Genomic DNA, 19,716 nt, shown 5'->3' with positions numbered 1-19,716 from the left:
GATTTAAAATAATTATAAAATTAATTAGCCAACTGTCGATTTAAAATTAAAATCGTTTTAAAACTTGACCCATTTTTTTGTAACGATTCCTCTGTCACTTTTAGCCTCAGTTACATAAATACCTGCTGGAATATGCATTATATCCGTTTCTTCATTGTTTTTCAATTCAAGGTTTATTATTTCACCAAAAGCATTCATAGTTTTTATTGATAAAAGGTTTACATCATTGGGAAATTTTAGTTTAATAACATTTATCGCGGGATTAGGGTAAATATTTAGTAATAATTTAGGACCAATTTGAGCAATTTCATTAATGATTACTGTATCGATATTTCCGCCACCATTTAATGTTTTATAAATCCCACTATTACATGTTGTCATGTAACAAGTTAGAGGGTCAGTACAAAATATATCTGTTACATAAATTTCCGTTCCAGCATCAAAATCTGTTGAGTCCCATGTCATACCACCGTTTATCGTGCGTAATACTTCAAAATGCACATCATCTCCCAGTTCTGTCGATGTAACCACAAATCCAACCTCCTTATTATAAAAATAAACATTTGTTATATCAACATCATGTGGATCTAACCCCTGACTAAAATCCCATTCTAATAATTCCCAAATATTACCGTAATCTTCCGATTTCCAAATTTGGGTTAAGCCATCTCCATAACCATATCCCACCTGTGATGTTGGAAAACAAATTCCAAGATCAGGCCCATTTAATTCTGAATCACTTGGTATCCATGTCAATCCACCATCATAAGTTCTTATTACATTAGATGAAGAAAAATCAATATCAAAAAAGCCAGCCATGTAACCTGTGTCAACGGATGAAAAATCAATGTCTGATGCATAACCTGAGAATAACTCAGTGCCTTCATAGTCTGTATAAAAGTCTGTAATATTATGTAGCAGTAAATTATCAGGTATAGATTCTATGATTTTAATTTTCCCAGAAGTGAGAAGCTCAATATCATCAATATAAAAAGAGACATCTTCTATATCTGGAAATGACCATGTAGAACCACCATCAATTGTCAATATGATTTCTGTACCATCTACAGGGTAACAACATACTATTCCTGTATCGGCATTAATAAAATCTATTAGATCAAAAAAACCACTTTTTGTTGAATCGAAAGACCATGTGGAACCTGCATTTTCAGTTTTGCCAATTAAATTATAAGTTACAACATATCCTACCGAATCTGAAACAAATTCTATATCGTGATAGCATGGAAACCCAATAGCGTTTTCTTCGATAAGATTCCATTGTGCTAAACTGCAATTGATCTGCAAAAAAATAGAGATAGCGAAAACAAATTTTTTCATGATATTATTGTTTGATGAAAAGTAGGTTATAAGTATTCTTATTGGATGTGATCATTAAGATATATGACCCTCTTGAGAGCATCGATAAACTTACTGAAGTTTCTAAATCATAGGTGCTACCGGAATAAACTTCTGAGCCCATCATATCAAATATGGTTAAATTATATAAATTCAAATCAGGAAATTTAATATTAATAATATCCAAAGTCGGATTAGGATTAATTTTAGGTTCATCAATAATTATTGCATCATCATTAACCGATGTTATAAAAATTGGAAATGCGCTTAAATCAAAACCAACAATAAAACCATCATTACCATCTATTCCACCGGCATCATGATCCATAAATAAAGCATCCCCGCCTGGATTACATAGAGGTAAAAAATCATCTATCAAGTAATCATAGGAAATGAATCCGGTAATAAATAATTGGTTGCTATAATTAGTATTTATTGTGGCTGCAACAGCACCATTGTGAGCATTGTCACCAATAAATGTTGACCACAATAAATCAGTATTATTATTAAACATTGAAACAAATGAAGTGGCACCTCCACTGCCTTCAGCGTCATCGAAATCATCAAAAAATACATCTTCATAATCAGAAGGTTCGAGTGGAAAGTTGCCATTTGCATCTATCTGGTTACCTACTATGACAATATTTTCATTGTTATTTGTAATATCCCTCGGAAACGTTCTATTATCACCACCAAATAAAGTTGCCCATAAACAGTCACCTTCCTCACTAATTTTTAGTATAAAGCCTTTACAATCCGCAGCTGCATCTTCAGTGAAAACATTATCATTAAAAAAGTCACCTGAAATTAATGGAAATCTTTCCGATTCATCAATTTCAAAATTAAATGTTGCTCCCGTTACAAATAAATTATTGTCAAGGTCATTTGTTATGGCGTATCCATACTCATCGCCAGCGCCTCCATAATATGTGCTCCAATCTAAATCTCTGTCATCACCATCAATTCGTATTTTAGTAACAAATATATCTGAAGCCCCGGCAGAGGTTCCATAACAACCACCCGTTGTAATTGGAAAATCTATTCCATATGTATAACCTGTAATAATATAATCGTTATTGTTATCTACAACTACATCATATATTTGATCAGTTGATGTACTCCCAAATAAAGTACCTAACTTAAGATGATGAACGTTGTCAAGTTCAATTATAAACCCAGATCTAAGAGAAGTATGAAACGGAAATGTGCCTGAGGGGTCATAAAATGGAAAGTCATCGCCACCTCTACTATATCCAACTATAATTATTCCATCATCATAAGTTTTATCAATTCCATATATTCTTGTGTTATCTGTAGAACCACCAATATAAGTTAACCAATTTAAATAACCCATGCTTGACATCATGCCTAAAATCCCATCCATGCCAGAATTTAAATCGGGGTCAAATAGGTTATCTGGATCACCTGGCGCGTTGTCAATAACAGGAAGATCATCACTTTCACTAAGCCCAGTAAAATAAATTTTTTTGCCATTACCCTCTAACGATTCTATAATAGTTAATTTAGAATTTTTAGATCCATATAAATACTCATTGTCGCTTCCTCCAACATATGAACCCCAATACGGTTGATACATATCATAAATTGGATTATACTCATCTAGATTTATTTTTTGAATGAAAATGTCATAAGCAGTTCCTGTTAATTCGTTTATAAATTCGTATTCCGATGGAAACTCTGTTGCAGTTGATTGAGTTGCGCCAGAAATGTATAAAGCAGGATAATCAGCCGAATTAATTTTAACATCGGTCAATATATCATCATCATCACCTCCATACCATGTTCCCCAAAACAAATTGGGTTCACATAGTGCTCCCATTATAAGAGGTTCAAATTTCATTTCGATAATTAGAGGTAATTCATCGTCATAAGCTCCTAAATCAAACCCAATTTCAAAATCATCAATAACAACAAAATCTGCATCCCAACCAAGAGTAACCAGATCACCTGCGCCGTCAATTTGATATGCTTCTGCAATTTCTTGTTTTAATGTTCCGAGTAATCCGACAATTTCAAGTTCGCCACCACCTAATATATTCACCTCCTCTGCCCCATCATATAATAAGGAAATCGGATCATTCTGTTCACTATATCCTGGCTTAATAATAAGATAATACTTTATTCCTGCTTCATCAAAGAAAAATTCTAAATCGACATCATCATATAGATCAGTAATAATTAGCCTGTCGCTACTTCTTACATTGGTAATTCCATCAGCGCAGTGAGCAAGATAATAATTCAAATATTCACCGGCTTGGCTTACGGCTCTATTTACCACTTTGGTTCCATTGCTTCCCGGAAAACTTAAATCAATTCTAGAAAGTGTATCATTTGCGGAAGTGGTGTCTATTCTGCTCCAAACATAACTTAAAACATCATCTGTAAAATATAAGGATGGATTATGCCGATGTGTGTAATATTTGATATCTTCTCTTAATTCATTATCTGTATCAATTATCTGTCCTTTATTTTCGAAAAAAGTAAAAGAGGTTGGATGTGCCATATCATCATCAGGCGGAATAATATAACTATTCCAATTATATTTGATTAATCTATTTGTTGCTGTTGATACAGCATATGATTTTCCACCAACATAAAAATTACCATCAAGATCTGTTTTTACAAAATTGACTTTGTCATCACTTTTATCAGGATCATCGTATTGTTCGATCCATAACCTGTCACCATCCGTATTATAGATAACTGACATAAAATCAAGACTCGCTCCATTATCTACATTACCTGCAACCATTAAATATGGGTAAACGGTATTGCTGATTTTTAGTGCATAAGCATCTAAACCACTATTGTCAGCATTTTCTTCATTTGACCACTGCAAAGTTCCGGAGCTGTTATATTTAAGTGTTTCAAACGATTTTGTTCCGTCAGTATTTGTAACCCAACCAGTTACATATACGTTGTCACTCAAGTCAACAACTATTCCATGTGCCTCATCATTCAATTCTACATGATCGTAATTTCTAGCCCAGACAACTGATATGGAAGTATCAATTTTAATTGTTCGCATGTTATATCCTTCATCAATCACGGCAGCACGACCAACTAAATAAATATTGCCACTCGCGTCTGTTTCAGCAGCATAAACTTCATCAAACCCCGCTCCGGATGCAGAATTTCTGTTTTCCGCTAATTGTGCTCCGGTGGTTTGATTGTATTTAATAGATGCAAAATCCCAACTCCCAGGTGAGGCTGCACTTCCGCCCGCAACAATAACTCTTCCGGATGGACTAAATTTAATAATCGCTGCAATATCCTGATCGCTTGCATAATTATACCGAGATGTCCATTGGCTTGTGCCCGAAGAATTATATTTAATAGTACAAAAATCGCTCAATGTAGAGCTTCCATAACTGCCTCCCGTTACATAAACATTCCCTGATCCGTCTACAGCAATACCAGTGGGCACATCGTAAAAATTTCCGGGACCATTATAGGTTACATTCCATTGTATCGTTCCGGAACTATTATATTTTATTGTTCGGTAATCATAATTATTGCCACTTATATAAGAGGAAGCCGCAACATATACATTTCCACTTCCGTCTACACATATTGCAGTCCCATAATCATTATCATCTCCAGTGCTGTTATAGGATACTTCCCATTGCACAACTCCACTACTATTATATTTTGTAGTTAGAATATTTGCTTTTTCACCATCTACTAATGTGTTTGTGGTAACATATATATTACCTGATCCATCCGTTGTGGCAGCACTCCAATCAATAGTATCGGGTATACCGGTTGTGTGCATCCATTCCTGTACAAGAAAATTTTGAGCAAATATCGGAGTTGAAAATAATAACAATGTAAAAATCAAGGAGAGGGTAAATAGATTTTTCATAACTAGTAGATTTAATCGTGAAATCAATAAGTTTTCAAAAAACTTATGAAAATTAGAACTACTTTTAATCGCAACCAAATTTTTTGTGTTATATTTTTATAACTTACTGTAAATTCACTATTTTTAGTGAATCCTAAATAGTAGACACTCACAGCAAATTTACCGATTAATCACGACTAAAGAAATTATAGATCTGTGGAAGAATTTTACAGCAATTAAATACTATCACTTCTCCTCATACTCCTCCGAAGGCCTGAAACTCAACACCGGAATTGGCGAATGTGAGATCACTTTATTTATTCTCGAACCAAAAAGTAATTGGTTAAATCGATTTTCTGCGTGACTCATTACCACTAAAAGATCGGCATCAATTTCCTGGGCGTATAATAAAACGGAATTGCTCACGGTATCGTGCCTTATCATTTCGGTGGTACATTTTAATCCGTTTTTGCGAATGGTTTCCGCGGCTTCTTCCATGCGGTTTAATAATTCTTCTTTGCTGGAAATAAATTCTTCCAGAAATTCGGAGACAGCAACAAGATGAATGGTAGAATCAAAATTTTGTGCAAAACGAATAATGCGTTCCACTTTTTCGTGGGTGTGTTTGGTGAGATCGATAGGCAGTAATAGATCTTTAAAATTTATGGTGTCTTTAACCGTGCGACAAGTTAAAACCGGAAAGTCGACACTGCGCACCAGTTTTTCTGTATTATTTCCAAGATTGAATTTTGAAGGTTTGGAATCGGATCCGAATGTTCCAATACAAGCCAATTCGGCGTGAATTTTAAGTCCGTACTCCTGAATTTCTGAAGAAACGGATTCAGTGGTTGTGATCACCACTTCATTAATACGAAAAGCTGCGCCACTTTTATTTTTCATATCATGCAGTTTTTTCTCCAGTGCCAATAATTTTTTCTTGTATTCGGCCGCGCCTTCCGATTTTTGCATCAGATCATCTCTTTTGGCAAAATGCACCAGATCTATAATAGCATTTGATCGGTTGGCGATGTAAATTGCATATTGGAGAGCTGCATTGGAGGCTTTTGAAAAATCGGTAGGGACAAATATCCTTCTTTCCTGCTGTTGCATAATTTCCACAAAAATAATCAGAAAATTTCGATTTAAATTTGTCGGACATGGATGAACAACACAAGGCCTCCGAATTAATACTGAATAACGATGGGAGTATCTATCATCTTCACCTGCACCCTGATGATGTTGCTGACACCATAATTACCGTTGGCGACCCCGACAGAGTTGCTTTGGTAAGCAGGTATTTCGACCGAATTGAAACAAAAAAACAAAAACGAGAATTTATTACGCATACCGGATATATCGGTAAAAAAAGAATAACCGTAATTTCAACAGGTATAGGCACCGACAATATTGATATAACCCTCAATGAATTGCATTTATTAAAAAATTATAGCTTTTCGGAGAACAGATTCAAAACAACCCCAATTTCCCTTAATATTATCAGAATTGGAACCTCCGGTTGTATTCAGGAGGATATTCCTGTGGATGCATTTTTAGCTTCATCGTTTGGGATAGGAATTGATAATGTTATGCATTTTTATAAATTTGAAAATACAAAGGAGGAAGAGGAATTATTAACGCGATTTAAATTGCATTGTTATTTTCATCATACAATTCATCCATATACATTTAAATCGGATGAATATCTTCATTCTAAATTTCAAAAGGATTTTTATAGCGGAATAACATTAACTGCACCCGGCTTTTATGCACCGCAGGGAAGAAAAGTTAATCTTCCGATCTCGCAAGAAAAGTTTTATGAGGATATTAAAAGTTTTAAAACTGCAGGTCATCGCATTACTAATATTGAAATGGAAACAGCAGCGATGTATGGTTTTTCGAAATTATTGGGACATAAATGTTTATCGTTAAATGTTTTGCTCGCAAACAGAGCCAGAGGAGAATTTAGTAAGGATCCGGATAAGGCTGTGGATGGGTTGATAAGGGAGGTGTTGGGGGTGATAGAAATGATATAAGTATCATGTAGTTGGAAAGCACCAACTATGGTATAATAGGTTAAAAAAAGGGAACGCGGATGACGCTGATTGGGCAGATTTAAAGGGATAAAAATAATAAGATGATATAAATTTAAGCATAAAGATTATCCCCTGCTAACCGATGTTGGCAAGATTGATTATAATGTCACCCCCTACGGGGTTTGATTCTGATTCTTTCATGATATTTCTATAATAATGCTACCCCGCTGGGGTTTTGTGCGATGTTATTTAGAAATATATTCTTTATCGTAATATTTTTTTTCCCAATTTTTAAAAGGTATATTAATATAGTCTAATAATATTTATATTTAAAATCTGATTATAAGTTATATGGTAGAAGTTATATTAACACATATAATCCGATTAAACCCCAGAGGGGTGACATTATTATAATAAACCGTAACAATAGAAAATACAAACCCCAGAGGGGTGACATTATAATCTATAATTTCAACATTTATTCGCAGCGGAAATAATTGCCTCATTGATTCACAATCTCCGCGTTTTTTATTTTGCCGATGAAAAGATCGAGGGCTTTGCGTTTTAGGGAATCGAGATTATAGTCGATGTCGTTTTGGAGATAGTCTTTTAATTCGGATTTTTTGAGGAGGCCGGAATCGTAGGTATCAACAACTTCGTCTATATGATGAACACCGTATTTTAATGCCTCATTTAATTCAAAAATATTATCGGAATATTGTGGTTTACGCGTTATCCAGGCGGCAAAAACAAAGGGTAATCCCGTCATTTTTTTCCAGGCTTCGCTAAGATCGTAAACGTAAGGATATTTATTATTTAATGCCAATGCTCTGTCACCAATTACCAAACCCGCTGTTTTGCCCTTTATTTCATTGATATACCCATCATGTGCTGATATAAGATTGGGAGTTATTTTCCAATGATCGTGTAATAATATTTTAAGTAATTGAACGGATGTAAGTGAATGATAATCAAGAAAAATATTTTCTGCTTCTTCAATTGGTATTTCAGAAAATACACTTACACTTTTAACAGGGCCATCAGCTCCAATACAATAATCGGTAATTATTTGGGCATCGTTCAATTTTGCTAAAACGGCAACGGGTACTAATCCGATATCTACTGAATTTTCCAATAATTTTTTTCCTCCTACTGAGGGAATATCCAATTGAAGATCCAGTCTTTCACTGATTGCTGAATGCTCCAAACCGTATAAAAAAGGTTTGGTATTTAAATAACTAACTAAAGAAATTACAATTTTATTATCCATTTAAATGCGCTATATCATTAAAATTTTCAAGTGTAAAAATATCATCTTCATAATTGAGTTTATAAAGACTCACATTATGGTGCGGAAAAGTATCCATTTCATTAAGGGGTTTATTTAACATGGTGCATAATAAAATTCTGATCGCTCTTCCATGAGAACAAATTAAAACTTTTTGCTCCGTCGCATTTTTCAATACCTTTAGAAATTCCAACTGTCTGTTTTGCACTTCCAAGGGACTCTCCCCTGCTTCCATTTTTGCTTCAAGATCACCTTCGGTCCATAAATGTATAATGCGATAAAAATCTTTGAAGGTATCTCCACTGTTTTGCCCTTCATGAACTCCCCAACTTATTTCATCCAACCCAACATGTTTTTCTATAGGAATATTTAATTGTTTAAACGGTGAAATAGTTTCTTCCGTTCGTTTTAAAAGGGAAACATATATTTTTTCAAATCCGGTATTTTTGTAAACGTCGTAAAATTGTTGCGCCTGGCTAATACCTTTTTCGTTTATAGAACTGTTTACTCCACGACCTTGCACTATACCTAAGTTATTAAAATCGGTTTCACCGTGACGGATTAGATATATTTCTTTTTTCAATGGAAGGGTTTAAGTTTTTTGGCCGGTAAGGCGGGAAGATCGCGAAGGTTGCGGGAAGTATAGATCAATTTAATTATTTATAACATTCAGACTTATATGATGATCTATACCAAATTCTGCATCAAGATCAACGTTTTCATAATTGCGAATGGTGTTGTATAGAGTATCGCGTTCAACGGGGACTTTTCCGGCTGCAAGAATTAATGCACAAATTTCTTTTGTTGTTAAAACGGGGGATTGTTCTTCCGCTCCTGCCATGGAATAAATTTTTGTTGTATCATCAATTGTTCCATCCATATCGTTAACACCAAAATTTAAACTGAGTTGTGCATTTTCTCTTCCTATCATTGGCCAATAAGCTTTGATATGCGGAAAATTATCGAGATAAATTCTGGAAACAGCATAATTTTTCAGATCTTCAATCACACTCACTTCTGCAATATTACTCATCTGATTGTTTTGATTTCTAAACTTCAACGGAATAAAACAATTAAATCCACCCGTAATATCCTGCAAAGTTCTCAATCGTTCCATATGGTCGATGCGATGCGCATAATTTTCGATATGTCCGTATAACATAGTTGCATTGCTGTGCATTCCGAGTTCATGAGCTGTCTGGTGAATTTCCAACCAGGTTTTGGTATCACATTTATCTGCACAAATAATATTTCTTATTTCCTCATCAAATATTTCAGCACCTCCACCGGGCAAAGAACCTAATCCTGCATCCATCAAATATTTTAATCCATCGCGAATCGACATTTTTGATTTACGGATCATGTATTCCAATTCCACTGCAGTAAATCCTTTAATGTGAACATCAGGACGCAAATTTTTAATTTCCTTTAAAATATCTGCAAACCATTCCAGATTTAATTCCGGTAAAACTCCCCCAACAATATGTACTTCCGTTACAGGTTTATCTTTATAAGAACGCACAATATCCAACATCTCCTCCTTGCTCATCACCCATCCATCGCTGCGTTGTTTTAATAAACGGGAATAGGAACAAAATTTACAATCAAATACACATAAATTGGTTGGTTCGATATGAAAATTGCGGTTGAAATAAGTGATATCACCATGTTTTTTTCTGCGAATATGATCAGCAAGTGTACCTACAAATCCGAGTGAAGCTTTTTCAAATAAAATTATTCCTTCCTCAACATTTAATCTTTCTTCCTTTAAAACTTTTGCGGCAATTGCATGGAGTTGTAAATCGTCGGTTGTACTTGTAAGCAGTTGTAAAATTTCCTCTTCGCGTTTCATAACATGGTATAAATAAAAAAGTGGTTGAAAATTAGCCAACCACTTTTTTATTATGAGTTAATACTTTTTTTCATTATTTAATGACCGTGATCTTTTGTGTTAAAATAAATTCACCGTCTGAAGCTTTAACAAGATAATCACCGGCACTCAATATTCCGGCATCAAAAACCACCTTGTCATCACCTGTATTGTTAACGAGAATTCTATTAATTAGTTCACCTGTTAAATTATAAATTTCCACTGTGATCTCCTTATTTTCAAAATTTTTCATTTGAAAAATAAATTCACCTTTTGATGGATTAGGATAAACTGTCAGCTGAATCAATTTATTTTTTAACACTTCGTTAATATCCACTCCACCTTCTTCGCATCTGTTTGATTCAGGAATAGTTGAACGAGAGGTTTCCAAAATATCACGCATTTTAGTGATTTGATCATTGGAAAACATATTCATTGCACCATCATCAGTGTAATCCATAAAATTCATAAATTGAATACCTGGACTTAAAGGCGAACAATCATCTAATTGTGGGAATGAAGGATTTCCATAGGTGGCAAGACCTTGATTTGGGGTGTCGTCCATACCGTCACTACCTCCACAATTCGGATCTGGCGCAAAATCATCGTCCCCCCAAATATGTTTAAGGCTCATCCAGTGCCCAACTTCATGGGTTGCTGTGCGACCTTTATCGTAAACATCTGAACCGGCACCATCAACTCCAAAATATTTATATCCGATCACAACCCCATCTTTTGTTGAAATTCCTCCTGGAGGAGTGGCATAACCTAAAATACCGCCTGTTATATTACAAACCCAAATATTAAGGTAGTCAGCGCGTGGCCAGGCATCCTCGCCACCTTTATTGGTAAATTTCACATTGTCGGCATAATTATCATCACCGGCATCGGCAAATAAATTCCAACTTGTAATATCAGTCTCCGTTCTGGTTATTCCAGAGTGTATTACTCCATCAGGATCCTGTTGAGCGAGACAAAATTCGATCTGGGCATCACCTGCATCACCTTCAAATGCAGCAGGAGTTTCATCTGCGTCTGCATTTAACCGGCGGAAATCTTCGTTTAGAACTTCCAATTGGGACGTTACAAATTCATCGTCAATATTCTGACTTGCACTTGAATAAACAATATGCACAACAACCGGGATGGTATAAACTCCCCCGTTGGTTTTATAGGTAGTGGTGCTGTTAGAATAGGCTTTCGCTTCTTCCTCAGCTGCTAAAATCTGGTTGTATTCATCCGGAAAGTTCTGCTCAAGCTGCTTGAGATAGGTATTGTAACCGCAGCGGATGGTTTGACCAAACACAGCAAACGACGACATCAGGATCAACCCTGAGAGTAACATTTTTTTCATTCTTAATATAGGTTAGGTGTTAAAATTGTTACACAAAGTTAAGAAGTGCGAGGGAATAATTGCGTGTGTAAACAATTTAATTTGTGTTGATATAAGTCACAAATCAATAGAGCAAAAACTGGTCTGTCAAAAAGTAAGTGCCATTGAACACCCTAACGAAATAACAGCCTGTAGCCAAATGGCTCAGGTTGAAATACTGTGCAACAGTATTTGCGGATGTTGGATTTGCGGTTGAAACCAGCTGTCCCAAAGCATCATAAATATTAATTTCCATATTTTCCTGCAGGGCAAGAAAGTTTTTGATCACAATCGTGAATTCCCCGCTTGTAGGAACGGGATAAATTATCAATTCAGCAATATCACCCGGTAACGGCGGAATTTCATTACAACCTGCGGAAGAAAAAAGAAGAGAAGCGCGTTTGGTTTCAATAACAGAACGCATTTTATTTTTTTGCCCTTCGGTAAATAAATTCATACATGCATCATCTGTGTAATCCAGATAATTTTGATACATAATTCCGGGAGATTCAGGACTGCAAATATCGTAAACTTCACCCTCCGGACATCCATAAGTTTCGCCTGATTGTGGAGGAGTATCTTCAATTCCATCATCCATAGCCCCACAAGAACCAAATCCGCTCCAAACATGATTTAATCCGAGCCAATGGCCAATTTCATGTGTGGTTGTTCTGCCAAGATCATAGGGTTTTGAAGAAACATCGCCAAGTCCGAAATTTTTATAATCCACTACTATTCCATCTCCAGCGTCAGGTGCACCGGAGGGCGGACCATATGCATATCCTAAAATGCCATCCTCTAAATTACATACCCAAATATTGAGATAACTGATCGCTGGCCATCCATCATCTCCACCCTGATTGGTAAATTTCACTTTTTCTGAAAATCCAAGCAACCATTCCGTTGTATCTGTATGAGTGCGAATAATTCCGGAGGTTGGATTTCCTTCCGGGTCAAATTGAGCGAGGCAAAATTCAATTCTGCAATCAGCGGCAACACCCTGAAATCCGGGTAATGTGTTTATTGTATCGGGATTTAATCTTCTGAAATCTTCGTTAAGGACATTGATCTGTTCAAAAATTTCAATGTCGCTGATGTTTTGTGACTCTGTTTTATATACCACATGCACTACAATTGGAATCATATAAATATCATCCGTAATTTTTGCATTGGTGAATAACAGATCGGTTTGTGCTGCCCTCATTTTTTCATATTTGGCAGGATCAGTTTGTTGCAGGGATTGTAAAAATCCATCGGTATAACATTTTTGTGTTTGCCCGAAAACAAACATGTTGATCATGAGGAAAAACAATGTTAAAAGAGTGGAGGACTGACTTTTCATACAGACGAAAGGTAATACAATTTTTAAAGTTTCAAAAATTTCGCATAGTGACGCCACTTTTCAATTACCTGTTGCATATCGGGTGGCAGATCACTTTCAAAAAACATGGGTTCGTTTGTTTTTGGGTGGATGAAACCCAGAGATTTTGCATGAAGCGATTGACGCTGGATTATCTCGAAACAATTATCAATAAACTGTTTGTACTTGGTATATATTGTACCCTTTACAATTCTGTCGCCGCCATAAGTATTATCTGCAAATACAGGATGATTGATATGTTGCATATGCACACGGATCTGATGTGTACGACCGGTTTCCAATTGACATTCCACCAAACTGGTATAACCAAAACTCTCCAAAACCTTATAATGCGTTATTGCATGTTTACCAATTTCTCCACCTGGAGGATACACTGTAAATATTTTTCTGAATCGAAGATGGCGTGCAATATTTCCAACTATGGTTCCTTGTTTTTCTTCAAATTCGCCCCAAACTAAAGCAATATATTTTCTTTGAATAGAGTGATCGAAAAATTGTTTTGCGAGATGCGCTAAGGAAAATTCATTTTTTGCTGCTATGATAATTCCTGTGGTATTTTTATCAATTCTGTGTGCAAGTCCTGGGCGAAAAGGTTCATCTTCCCTTTGTGGTAAACCTTGAAAATGATATAACAATGCATTTACTAAAGTACCGCTGAAATTACCGAGTCCGGGATGCACAACCATTCCAGCAGGTTTATTAATTACGATGATATCATCATCCTCATACATAATATTCAAGGGAATATTTTCGGGACGAACATCGTATTTTGCAGGTTTTTGTGGCAATACCACAACAATAGTATCACCCGGTTTTATTTTGTAGCTGGAGCGCACAGGAACATCGTTCACTAAAATACAACCCGCCAATGCGGCATTTTGAATTCTTGTGCGCGAAATATTTTCTATGCGATTAAATAAAAATTTATCTATTCGAAGAGGTTCTTGTTTTTTATCGGTGGTTACGCGATAATGTTCATACAATTCCTCTTCCGTATCACCCGATAGATCATTTATTTCTATATCCTCTTCTTGCTCAGCCATTATATCAGTTTACAATTAAATACTATTTCAAAATTCCTTTTCAATTTATTCTTAACCTCCTGCATATCAATTTCCCTTCCTAATTCTTTTTTTAATGATGTTACTGCTTTATCTGTTATTCCGCAGGGAATTATAAAATCAAAATAACTCAGATCAGTATTCACGTTAAATGCAAATCCGTGCATGGTAACCCATCTGCTGCTTCTAATACCAATTGCACATATTTTTCTGGCAGTTGGTTTATCGGCATCCAGCCAAACACCTGTTGCACCTTTTAAGCGTTCACCGATCAAATTATATTCAGCGAGCGTTTTAATTATCACCTCCTCAATACTTCGGAGATATTTTCCCAGATCGGTAAAAAAATTATCCAGATCTAATATCGGATATCCTACAACTTGACCGGGACCGTGATAGGTTATATCTCCTCCCCTGTTGATATGAAATAACTGAACGCCCTTTTGTTTCAAAAAATCTTCATTCAACAACAAATTTTTTTCATCCGCATTCTTTCCCATTGTTATTACGGGATCATGTTCAACAAACAATAAATGATGCTGATAATTTAATTGGTCATCAGGCATCAGGGTTCTGTTCTTTAATTTTTTTGCTACTATATCATCAAAAATACTCTGTTGCAGTTTCCATGCAAAATCATATTCCATAGTTCCAAGGTCGCGGTATTTTACTAATTGCATTTAATTCTCCAATTCTGTTTTAAGCCAATCGAGGCTGTGTATCTTTATCGCATCCACTGACTTTAATTCCGATAAATAATAACTCAGCCAATCGCCCAGATGAACAAGGTACAACAATTTTTCAAAGTGTGTAGTTCCTTCGGCATAAAATTCTTCCATCACTAAAACTTTTGGTTGAATCAATTCAGCACAAAGGTCGAATCGTTTATTTATTTGTTCTGACGCACTTTTATCACGGAGGTATATTACCGACAAGTTATTATTTCTTTCATAATATGCAACCAACTCATTGTGATTCATTTCCGGAATTACATTTGCAAAACAGTGCATTTTTGCATTTTCGTTTATTTGTTGTTTTAAACGCAATCCAATGTTTTGCATAGGGGCAGAGGAATAAATTATCGGGATGGTATCTTTTATTTTTTCAGCTATTGATTTAGCTGTAATTTTAATTTCTTCTTCTAATTTCAACAAAAGATCTGCGGCTCTTTTAATTTGAGTAATAAAATCATCCTCAATTAAACCCATTTTATACAAAACATAAAGTTGTGCAACAAGAGAATATCCCAAACATGTTCTCGGAGGCATTCCTCCGGGAATAATTACAGTTGGAAAATTATTTATTTCTCCAAGTTCTTTTAATTTTCCTCCTGTGGTGATACATACCACGAAACATTTTTTTTCAAGAGCCTGATGAAAGGTGGAAAGTGTTTCCTCTGTGTTCCCCGAATAACTGCAACAAATAAATAAGGTATTTTCCGCAGCATAAGTCGGGAGATCATAATCATTTATAATAGCTACTGGAATATTCAATTTATCGGCAACAAATTCCTGCACAATCGCTCCTCCAATTCCCGATCCACCCATACCCGAGATGAGGATATTGGTAATAGGTCTTCCCGTTTTAATTTCAGATATCTGTTCACCGATCGCGAGAGCTTCGATCAGTTGTTCCCGAAATCTATCAATATATTTGTCCATCGTCACATACAAAAATACGATTTTATGGGCAGGCACAACGAATTGGGGAAGGAGGGAGAGGAAAAAGCAGTGGCCTTTTTGCAGGAGAAAGGATATGTGATACTGGAAAAAAACTATAGAAGTGGCAGGGCGGAAGTGGATATTATTGCCGGTTTTAAGGATATTATTGTTTTTGTAGAGGTGAAGACCCGCAGCAGTTATGTGTTTGGTTACCCTGAGGAATCGGTGACCAGTGCCAAACAAAAACTCATGGTGAGGGCAGCGGGAAACTATTTATATGAAAAAAATCTGGAAAAAGAGGTGCGCTTTGATATCATAGCTATTTTCAGATCAAAGGACGAAAAATGGTTTTTTAAACATTTTGAGGATGCTTTTTTTCTTTACGGATGATAAAAGGGATACACCATATTGCAATAATTTGTTCCGACTATATGAGGTCGAAATATTTCTATACCGAAGTTTTAGGTTTTGAGATAATAGCAGAAAACTATCGCGAAAACCGAAATTCCTATAAACTCGATCTCAAAGTGGATGAAAATACCGCCATCGAATTATTTTCATTCCCCGATGCACCACCCCGAAATTCATACCCCGAAGCCCATGGATTACGACATCTTTGTTTTGCTGTAGATGATCTCGACGAAACAATTAAAACATTATCTCAAAAAGGAATTGTATTTCAAGAAATTCGAATTGACGAATACACCCAAAAAAGGTTTGTTTTCTTTGAGGATCCGGATGGGTTGCCGATCGAACTTTATGAAACGGGAAAAAATTGACAATTGACAATTGATAATTGATAATTAAACAGCCGGGATCACAGTAACATTTGGAGTTTTGATTACTGGCCTGAACAAAGGAAATAGGAAATAGGAAGTAGGAAATAGGAAGTAGGATGAGTTTGATCGTTGATGAGAAATTAATTTCCAATTGTAAACTACGTGAATCTTGCTAATAAATAATATTTAAATTCGAAGCGAAATTTACCAATGTTACAAGCTGCCCAAAAATTAGACCTAGGAAATATGACATAAGACCTAGGATTTGTTTTGATTTCTGATGAGAATTTAATTTCCAAATGCAAACTCTCGTAAAATTATCAATAAAGAAATTTTATAATTCGGAGCTATAACTCCCAATGTTACAAACTGCCCACTGCTCACTGTTTACTGTTTACTGCCCACTCTGTTACTTACATCCGAATTAATTCATCAATTGAAACTTAATTTATCATCCCGTCAATAATTGTCAATTATCAATTGTCAATTGTCAATTCCTCTCAAATCCCCGGCTTTTTAAAAAATCTTTCATTTGTTTGCGGGCGAAAAAGATGCGGCTTTTTACGGTGCCGAGGGGGAGATTCATTTCTTCGGCAATTTCTTCATATTTAAAACCATTGTAGTGCATGATGAAAGGTTTTTTATATTCTGCATCGAGATTATTTACTGCGAGCGCAAGGTCTTTCATCACAAAATCATTTTCTGCCTGATTGCCTGTGATCGCCTCTGAAGAATTAATTAAAAAAAGATTTTCGGATATATCCACTATCGTATTTCTTTTGGTGGATTTGCGATAATTATTGATGAAAATATTTTTCATTATGGTAAGTAACCATGCTTTGAGGTTGGTACCTTCATGAAATTTGTCCTCATTCGTTAAAGCGCGGATGTATGTTTCCTGAATCAGATCAAGTGCATCATCGCGGTCGCGGGTCAAATTCATTGCAAAGGTTCTGAGGGGAGCCTTTAGTTGTATGATGTGTGCTTGAAATTCCGAGTTCTTCATAATCCTTCAAATTTTACCCAAAGTTGAGATAGAAAATTGGTTTTTCCAAATTTTTGTTTAACTATTTTTAAAATTTCTTAAACAAAAAATATAATTTCTATTCACATAAAACTTCTACCTGTGAAATTACTGTATTTAAATTATTGAGAACGAACACATTAGGATCCAAACCTTTGATAGGATGCACCACCTGGGGTCCACTTACAAATACGTTTGAATCCGGGAACCGGTTTGCGAGTTTGTTCAGATAGTCGGTTAACGAATATCCGTTTGGCTGTCCGGTGATAACGGTATAAAATCCATCCGGTTTGATTGCTTCTCCTGCATTGATCACATCGTCTATCGGCACACTCGGACCGAGGTAAATCACTTTGTGGTTGGCGGAGCGAAGAAGGTAATTCAAGAACAACAGCGACAATTCATGCCATTCGGAATTGGGCAGAAAAAGTATAAAGGTTTTGGATTCTGCGTGCAGTTGCAGTGGATGGCCGTCGATGGCGACTATGAATTTCTGGCGGAGTAAATGCGTCACAAAGTGTTCCTGAGCGGCTATTACAGTGCCTGATACCCATAAAATACCCAGATTTTCCAAAAAAGGAAAAATGATCTTTTTTACGGCATCTACAAATCCCATTTGCAATATACAGGTATTGAGTATACGATCAAATTTTTCCTCATTATATGCAATGGCAGCAATGGTTAAGCCTTCAATTTGGTTGTAATATTCGGTGGGTTCGTGAATCAATTTTTCCACCAGTTCGGCAATTTTCTCTGGGGAAAATGCTGCAAGTTTGGAGATCTTGTACCCATTTCTGTTCAACAAAGCCAGGCTCATCAGGTACTTCAGTTCGGTCTCAGAATAAAAACGAATATTAGTTTCTGTGCGATGTGCCTTAAGGATATTATAGCGCTGCTCCCATATACGGATCGTATGGGCCTTTATTCCCGAAAGTAATTCCAGATCGCGTATTGAGTATATTGCAGCCATTAATGCAAAGCTAAAATTTGTTTAACAAATACTAATAACAGTTAAACAAGGCAATTGTTGATAAAGGCGACTAAATTTTTTAGAAAAATGTTGAAATGAGCCATTAATTCTTGACAAATGGGGTCGAATAATAAGATTCCTGAGAAAGAACCTTTAAAAAATACAAGCCGTTTGGAAGTGATCGAACGTCAAGATCACGATTACTTCCCTCCATTGTTTGTATTATAGCTCCGCTGGCATTAATAATGGTAAGCGTAAAAGGTGAATTCGGAAGATCGGTGATATGAATAAAATCGGACGCCGGGTTGGGAGTAATAGAAATATTCTTAAACTTTTCCTCAATCACTGAAACCGGTTCCGCAATTCCGAGCGCATATTCAATTGCATCGGCAAAGGCGACAGTATCGGCGGGAACAAATCCGAATTCATTGAAATAAACTTTATGGGTATTTCTACCTACTATTACAATGGTTGGCATTCCCATTCCGCCATAATATTCAATTTGATCGGCCCCTTCTTCAAATTGGGAAGCGCAATTAATTTCGTTATCACTTTTCCATGTGATCAAGGCTTCACAGGTATAGGTATCATTGTAACCCATAGTGTACCATTTGATCCTGTTCTCAAAATTCGCATTATATTGGTCGATTATAGGCTGCATTAAATGCGCGGCATTGATGCAAGGAACACATCCATCCAACATTACCAATTCCATGATCACCACATTTCCCGCATCCAATTCGGTGAACAGGGTATGTTCTGTTCCTTCACAATCGGTTTTGGTCCAATTTTCTGCGGTTGTTACTTGAGTATAACTAACCGTTGTTATTAAAATCAGAGTTAAAATGTAAAATATATGTTTCATTTTGTATTACAAAGTTAGATAAAAGTTTAATGATCAATGTTTTCAGTTCGGGGTTCTGAGTTCTGAGTTCTGCGTTCTGAGTTCTGAGTTCTGAGTTCTGTTCTGAGTTCTGAGTTCTGAGTTCTGAGTTCTGAGTTCTATACGGAGGAAAATCACATGGGCGTGGAAAGTTTGTTGCCGGTCCGTCTACT

At 35.9% G+C, this 19,716-nt stretch carries 17 protein-coding genes; 3 read left to right on the top strand and 14 right to left on the bottom strand.

Features of this window, described 5'->3' with window-relative positions; translation table 11 throughout:
• Positions 1 to 57 precede the first annotated feature (57 nt).
• The 3 genes from IPI31_09440 to IPI31_09430 all read right to left on the bottom strand — a co-directional run bounded on the left by IPI31_09440 (position 58) and on the right by IPI31_09430 (position 6,331).
• Positions 58 to 1,338: a T9SS type A sorting domain-containing protein gene (locus tag IPI31_09440; protein ID MBK7568036.1), complete on the bottom strand. Its 1,281-nt coding sequence runs from the start codon at positions 1,336 to 1,338 to the stop codon at positions 58 to 60.
• Positions 1,339 to 1,342: 4 nt separating this feature from the next.
• The gene (locus tag IPI31_09435) at positions 1,343 to 5,242 is read right to left on the bottom strand and encodes a T9SS type A sorting domain-containing protein (protein ID MBK7568035.1); all 3,900 of its coding nucleotides are present in this window, start codon (positions 5,240 to 5,242) and stop codon (positions 1,343 to 1,345) included.
• A gap of 225 nt (positions 5,243 to 5,467) precedes the next feature.
• Positions 5,468 to 6,331: a universal stress protein gene (locus tag IPI31_09430; protein ID MBK7568034.1), complete on the bottom strand. Its 864-nt coding sequence runs from the start codon at positions 6,329 to 6,331 to the stop codon at positions 5,468 to 5,470.
• Positions 6,332 to 6,378: 47 nt separating this feature from the next.
• Between IPI31_09430 and IPI31_09425 the strand changes: the two genes are divergently transcribed.
• Positions 6,379 to 7,254 (top strand): nucleoside phosphorylase, encoded by an 876-nt coding sequence (locus tag IPI31_09425; protein ID MBK7568033.1) that lies wholly within the window; start codon positions 6,379 to 6,381, stop codon positions 7,252 to 7,254.
• A gap of 502 nt (positions 7,255 to 7,756) precedes the next feature.
• On the opposite strand, the gene IPI31_09420 is transcribed toward IPI31_09425, so the two are convergent.
• The 8 genes from IPI31_09420 to IPI31_09385 form a co-directional block, all read right to left on the bottom strand.
• A complete protein-coding gene (locus IPI31_09420) occupies positions 7,757 to 8,524 on the bottom strand; it encodes a menaquinone biosynthesis protein (protein MBK7568032.1) in 768 nt (255 codons plus the stop codon).
• A complete protein-coding gene (locus IPI31_09415) occupies positions 8,517 to 9,125 on the bottom strand; it encodes a histidine phosphatase family protein (GenBank protein MBK7568031.1) in 609 nt (202 codons plus the stop codon). Before IPI31_09415 ends, IPI31_09420 begins: the two co-directional genes overlap by 8 nt.
• A 69-nt stretch (positions 9,126 to 9,194) precedes the next feature.
• Positions 9,195 to 10,394, bottom strand: coding sequence for an aminofutalosine synthase MqnE (gene mqnE, locus IPI31_09410; protein ID MBK7568030.1), 1,200 nt, complete (start codon positions 10,392 to 10,394; stop codon positions 9,195 to 9,197).
• Between the two features lie 73 nt (positions 10,395 to 10,467).
• Positions 10,468 to 11,766, bottom strand: a complete 1,299-nt coding sequence (locus tag IPI31_09405) for a T9SS type A sorting domain-containing protein (protein MBK7568029.1) — start codon at positions 11,764 to 11,766, stop codon at positions 10,468 to 10,470.
• A 103-nt stretch (positions 11,767 to 11,869) separates the two neighbouring features.
• Positions 11,870 to 13,126 carry a T9SS type A sorting domain-containing protein gene (locus IPI31_09400; protein ID MBK7568028.1) on the bottom strand — a complete coding sequence of 419 codons (1,257 nt, stop codon included), beginning with the start codon at positions 13,124 to 13,126 and terminating at the stop codon, positions 11,870 to 11,872.
• A gap of 23 nt (positions 13,127 to 13,149) precedes the next feature.
• Positions 13,150 to 14,208 (bottom strand): RluA family pseudouridine synthase, encoded by a 1,059-nt coding sequence (locus tag IPI31_09395; GenBank protein MBK7568027.1) that lies wholly within the window; start codon positions 14,206 to 14,208, stop codon positions 13,150 to 13,152.
• On the bottom strand, positions 14,208 to 14,906 hold the full coding sequence (gene lipB / locus IPI31_09390) for a lipoyl(octanoyl) transferase LipB (GenBank protein ID MBK7568026.1): 699 nt from the start codon (positions 14,904 to 14,906) through the stop codon (positions 14,208 to 14,210). The genes IPI31_09395 and lipB overlap by 1 nt, the downstream gene beginning before the upstream one ends.
• Positions 14,907 to 15,887: a bifunctional phosphoglucose/phosphomannose isomerase gene (locus tag IPI31_09385; GenBank protein MBK7568025.1), complete on the bottom strand. Its 981-nt coding sequence runs from the start codon at positions 15,885 to 15,887 to the stop codon at positions 14,907 to 14,909.
• A 24-nt stretch (positions 15,888 to 15,911) separates the two neighbouring features.
• On the opposite strand from IPI31_09385, the gene IPI31_09380 reads away from it, so the two are divergent.
• Positions 15,912 to 16,277 carry a YraN family protein gene (locus IPI31_09380; protein MBK7568024.1) on the top strand — a complete coding sequence of 122 codons (366 nt, stop codon included), beginning with the start codon at positions 15,912 to 15,914 and terminating at the stop codon, positions 16,275 to 16,277.
• Positions 16,274 to 16,666: a VOC family protein gene (locus IPI31_09375; GenBank protein MBK7568023.1), complete on the top strand. Its 393-nt coding sequence runs from the start codon at positions 16,274 to 16,276 to the stop codon at positions 16,664 to 16,666. Before IPI31_09380 ends, IPI31_09375 begins: the two co-directional genes overlap by 4 nt.
• 490 nt (positions 16,667 to 17,156) lie before the next feature.
• Here the strand turns inward: IPI31_09375 and IPI31_09370 are convergent, their stop codons facing one another.
• The 3 genes from IPI31_09370 to IPI31_09360 form a co-directional block, all read right to left on the bottom strand.
• A complete protein-coding gene (locus IPI31_09370) occupies positions 17,157 to 17,672 on the bottom strand; it encodes an RNA polymerase sigma factor (protein ID MBK7568022.1) in 516 nt (171 codons plus the stop codon).
• 97 nt (positions 17,673 to 17,769) lie between these two features.
• Positions 17,770 to 18,660, bottom strand: a complete 891-nt coding sequence (locus IPI31_09365) for a MerR family transcriptional regulator (GenBank protein MBK7568021.1) — start codon at positions 18,658 to 18,660, stop codon at positions 17,770 to 17,772.
• Positions 18,661 to 18,763: 103 nt separating this feature from the next.
• Positions 18,764 to 19,525, bottom strand: a complete 762-nt coding sequence (locus IPI31_09360) for a T9SS type A sorting domain-containing protein (protein ID MBK7568020.1) — start codon at positions 19,523 to 19,525, stop codon at positions 18,764 to 18,766.
• Positions 19,526 to 19,716: the final 191 nt, after the last annotated feature.

The sequence above is a fragment of the Bacteroidota bacterium genome (assembly GCA_016706865.1).
In the GTDB taxonomy this organism is placed as follows: domain Bacteria; phylum Bacteroidota; class Bacteroidia; order Chitinophagales; family BACL12; genus UBA7236.
Note: the sequence above shows the minus strand (reverse complement) of the source record. Positions and strands in the feature narration are given on the sequence as shown.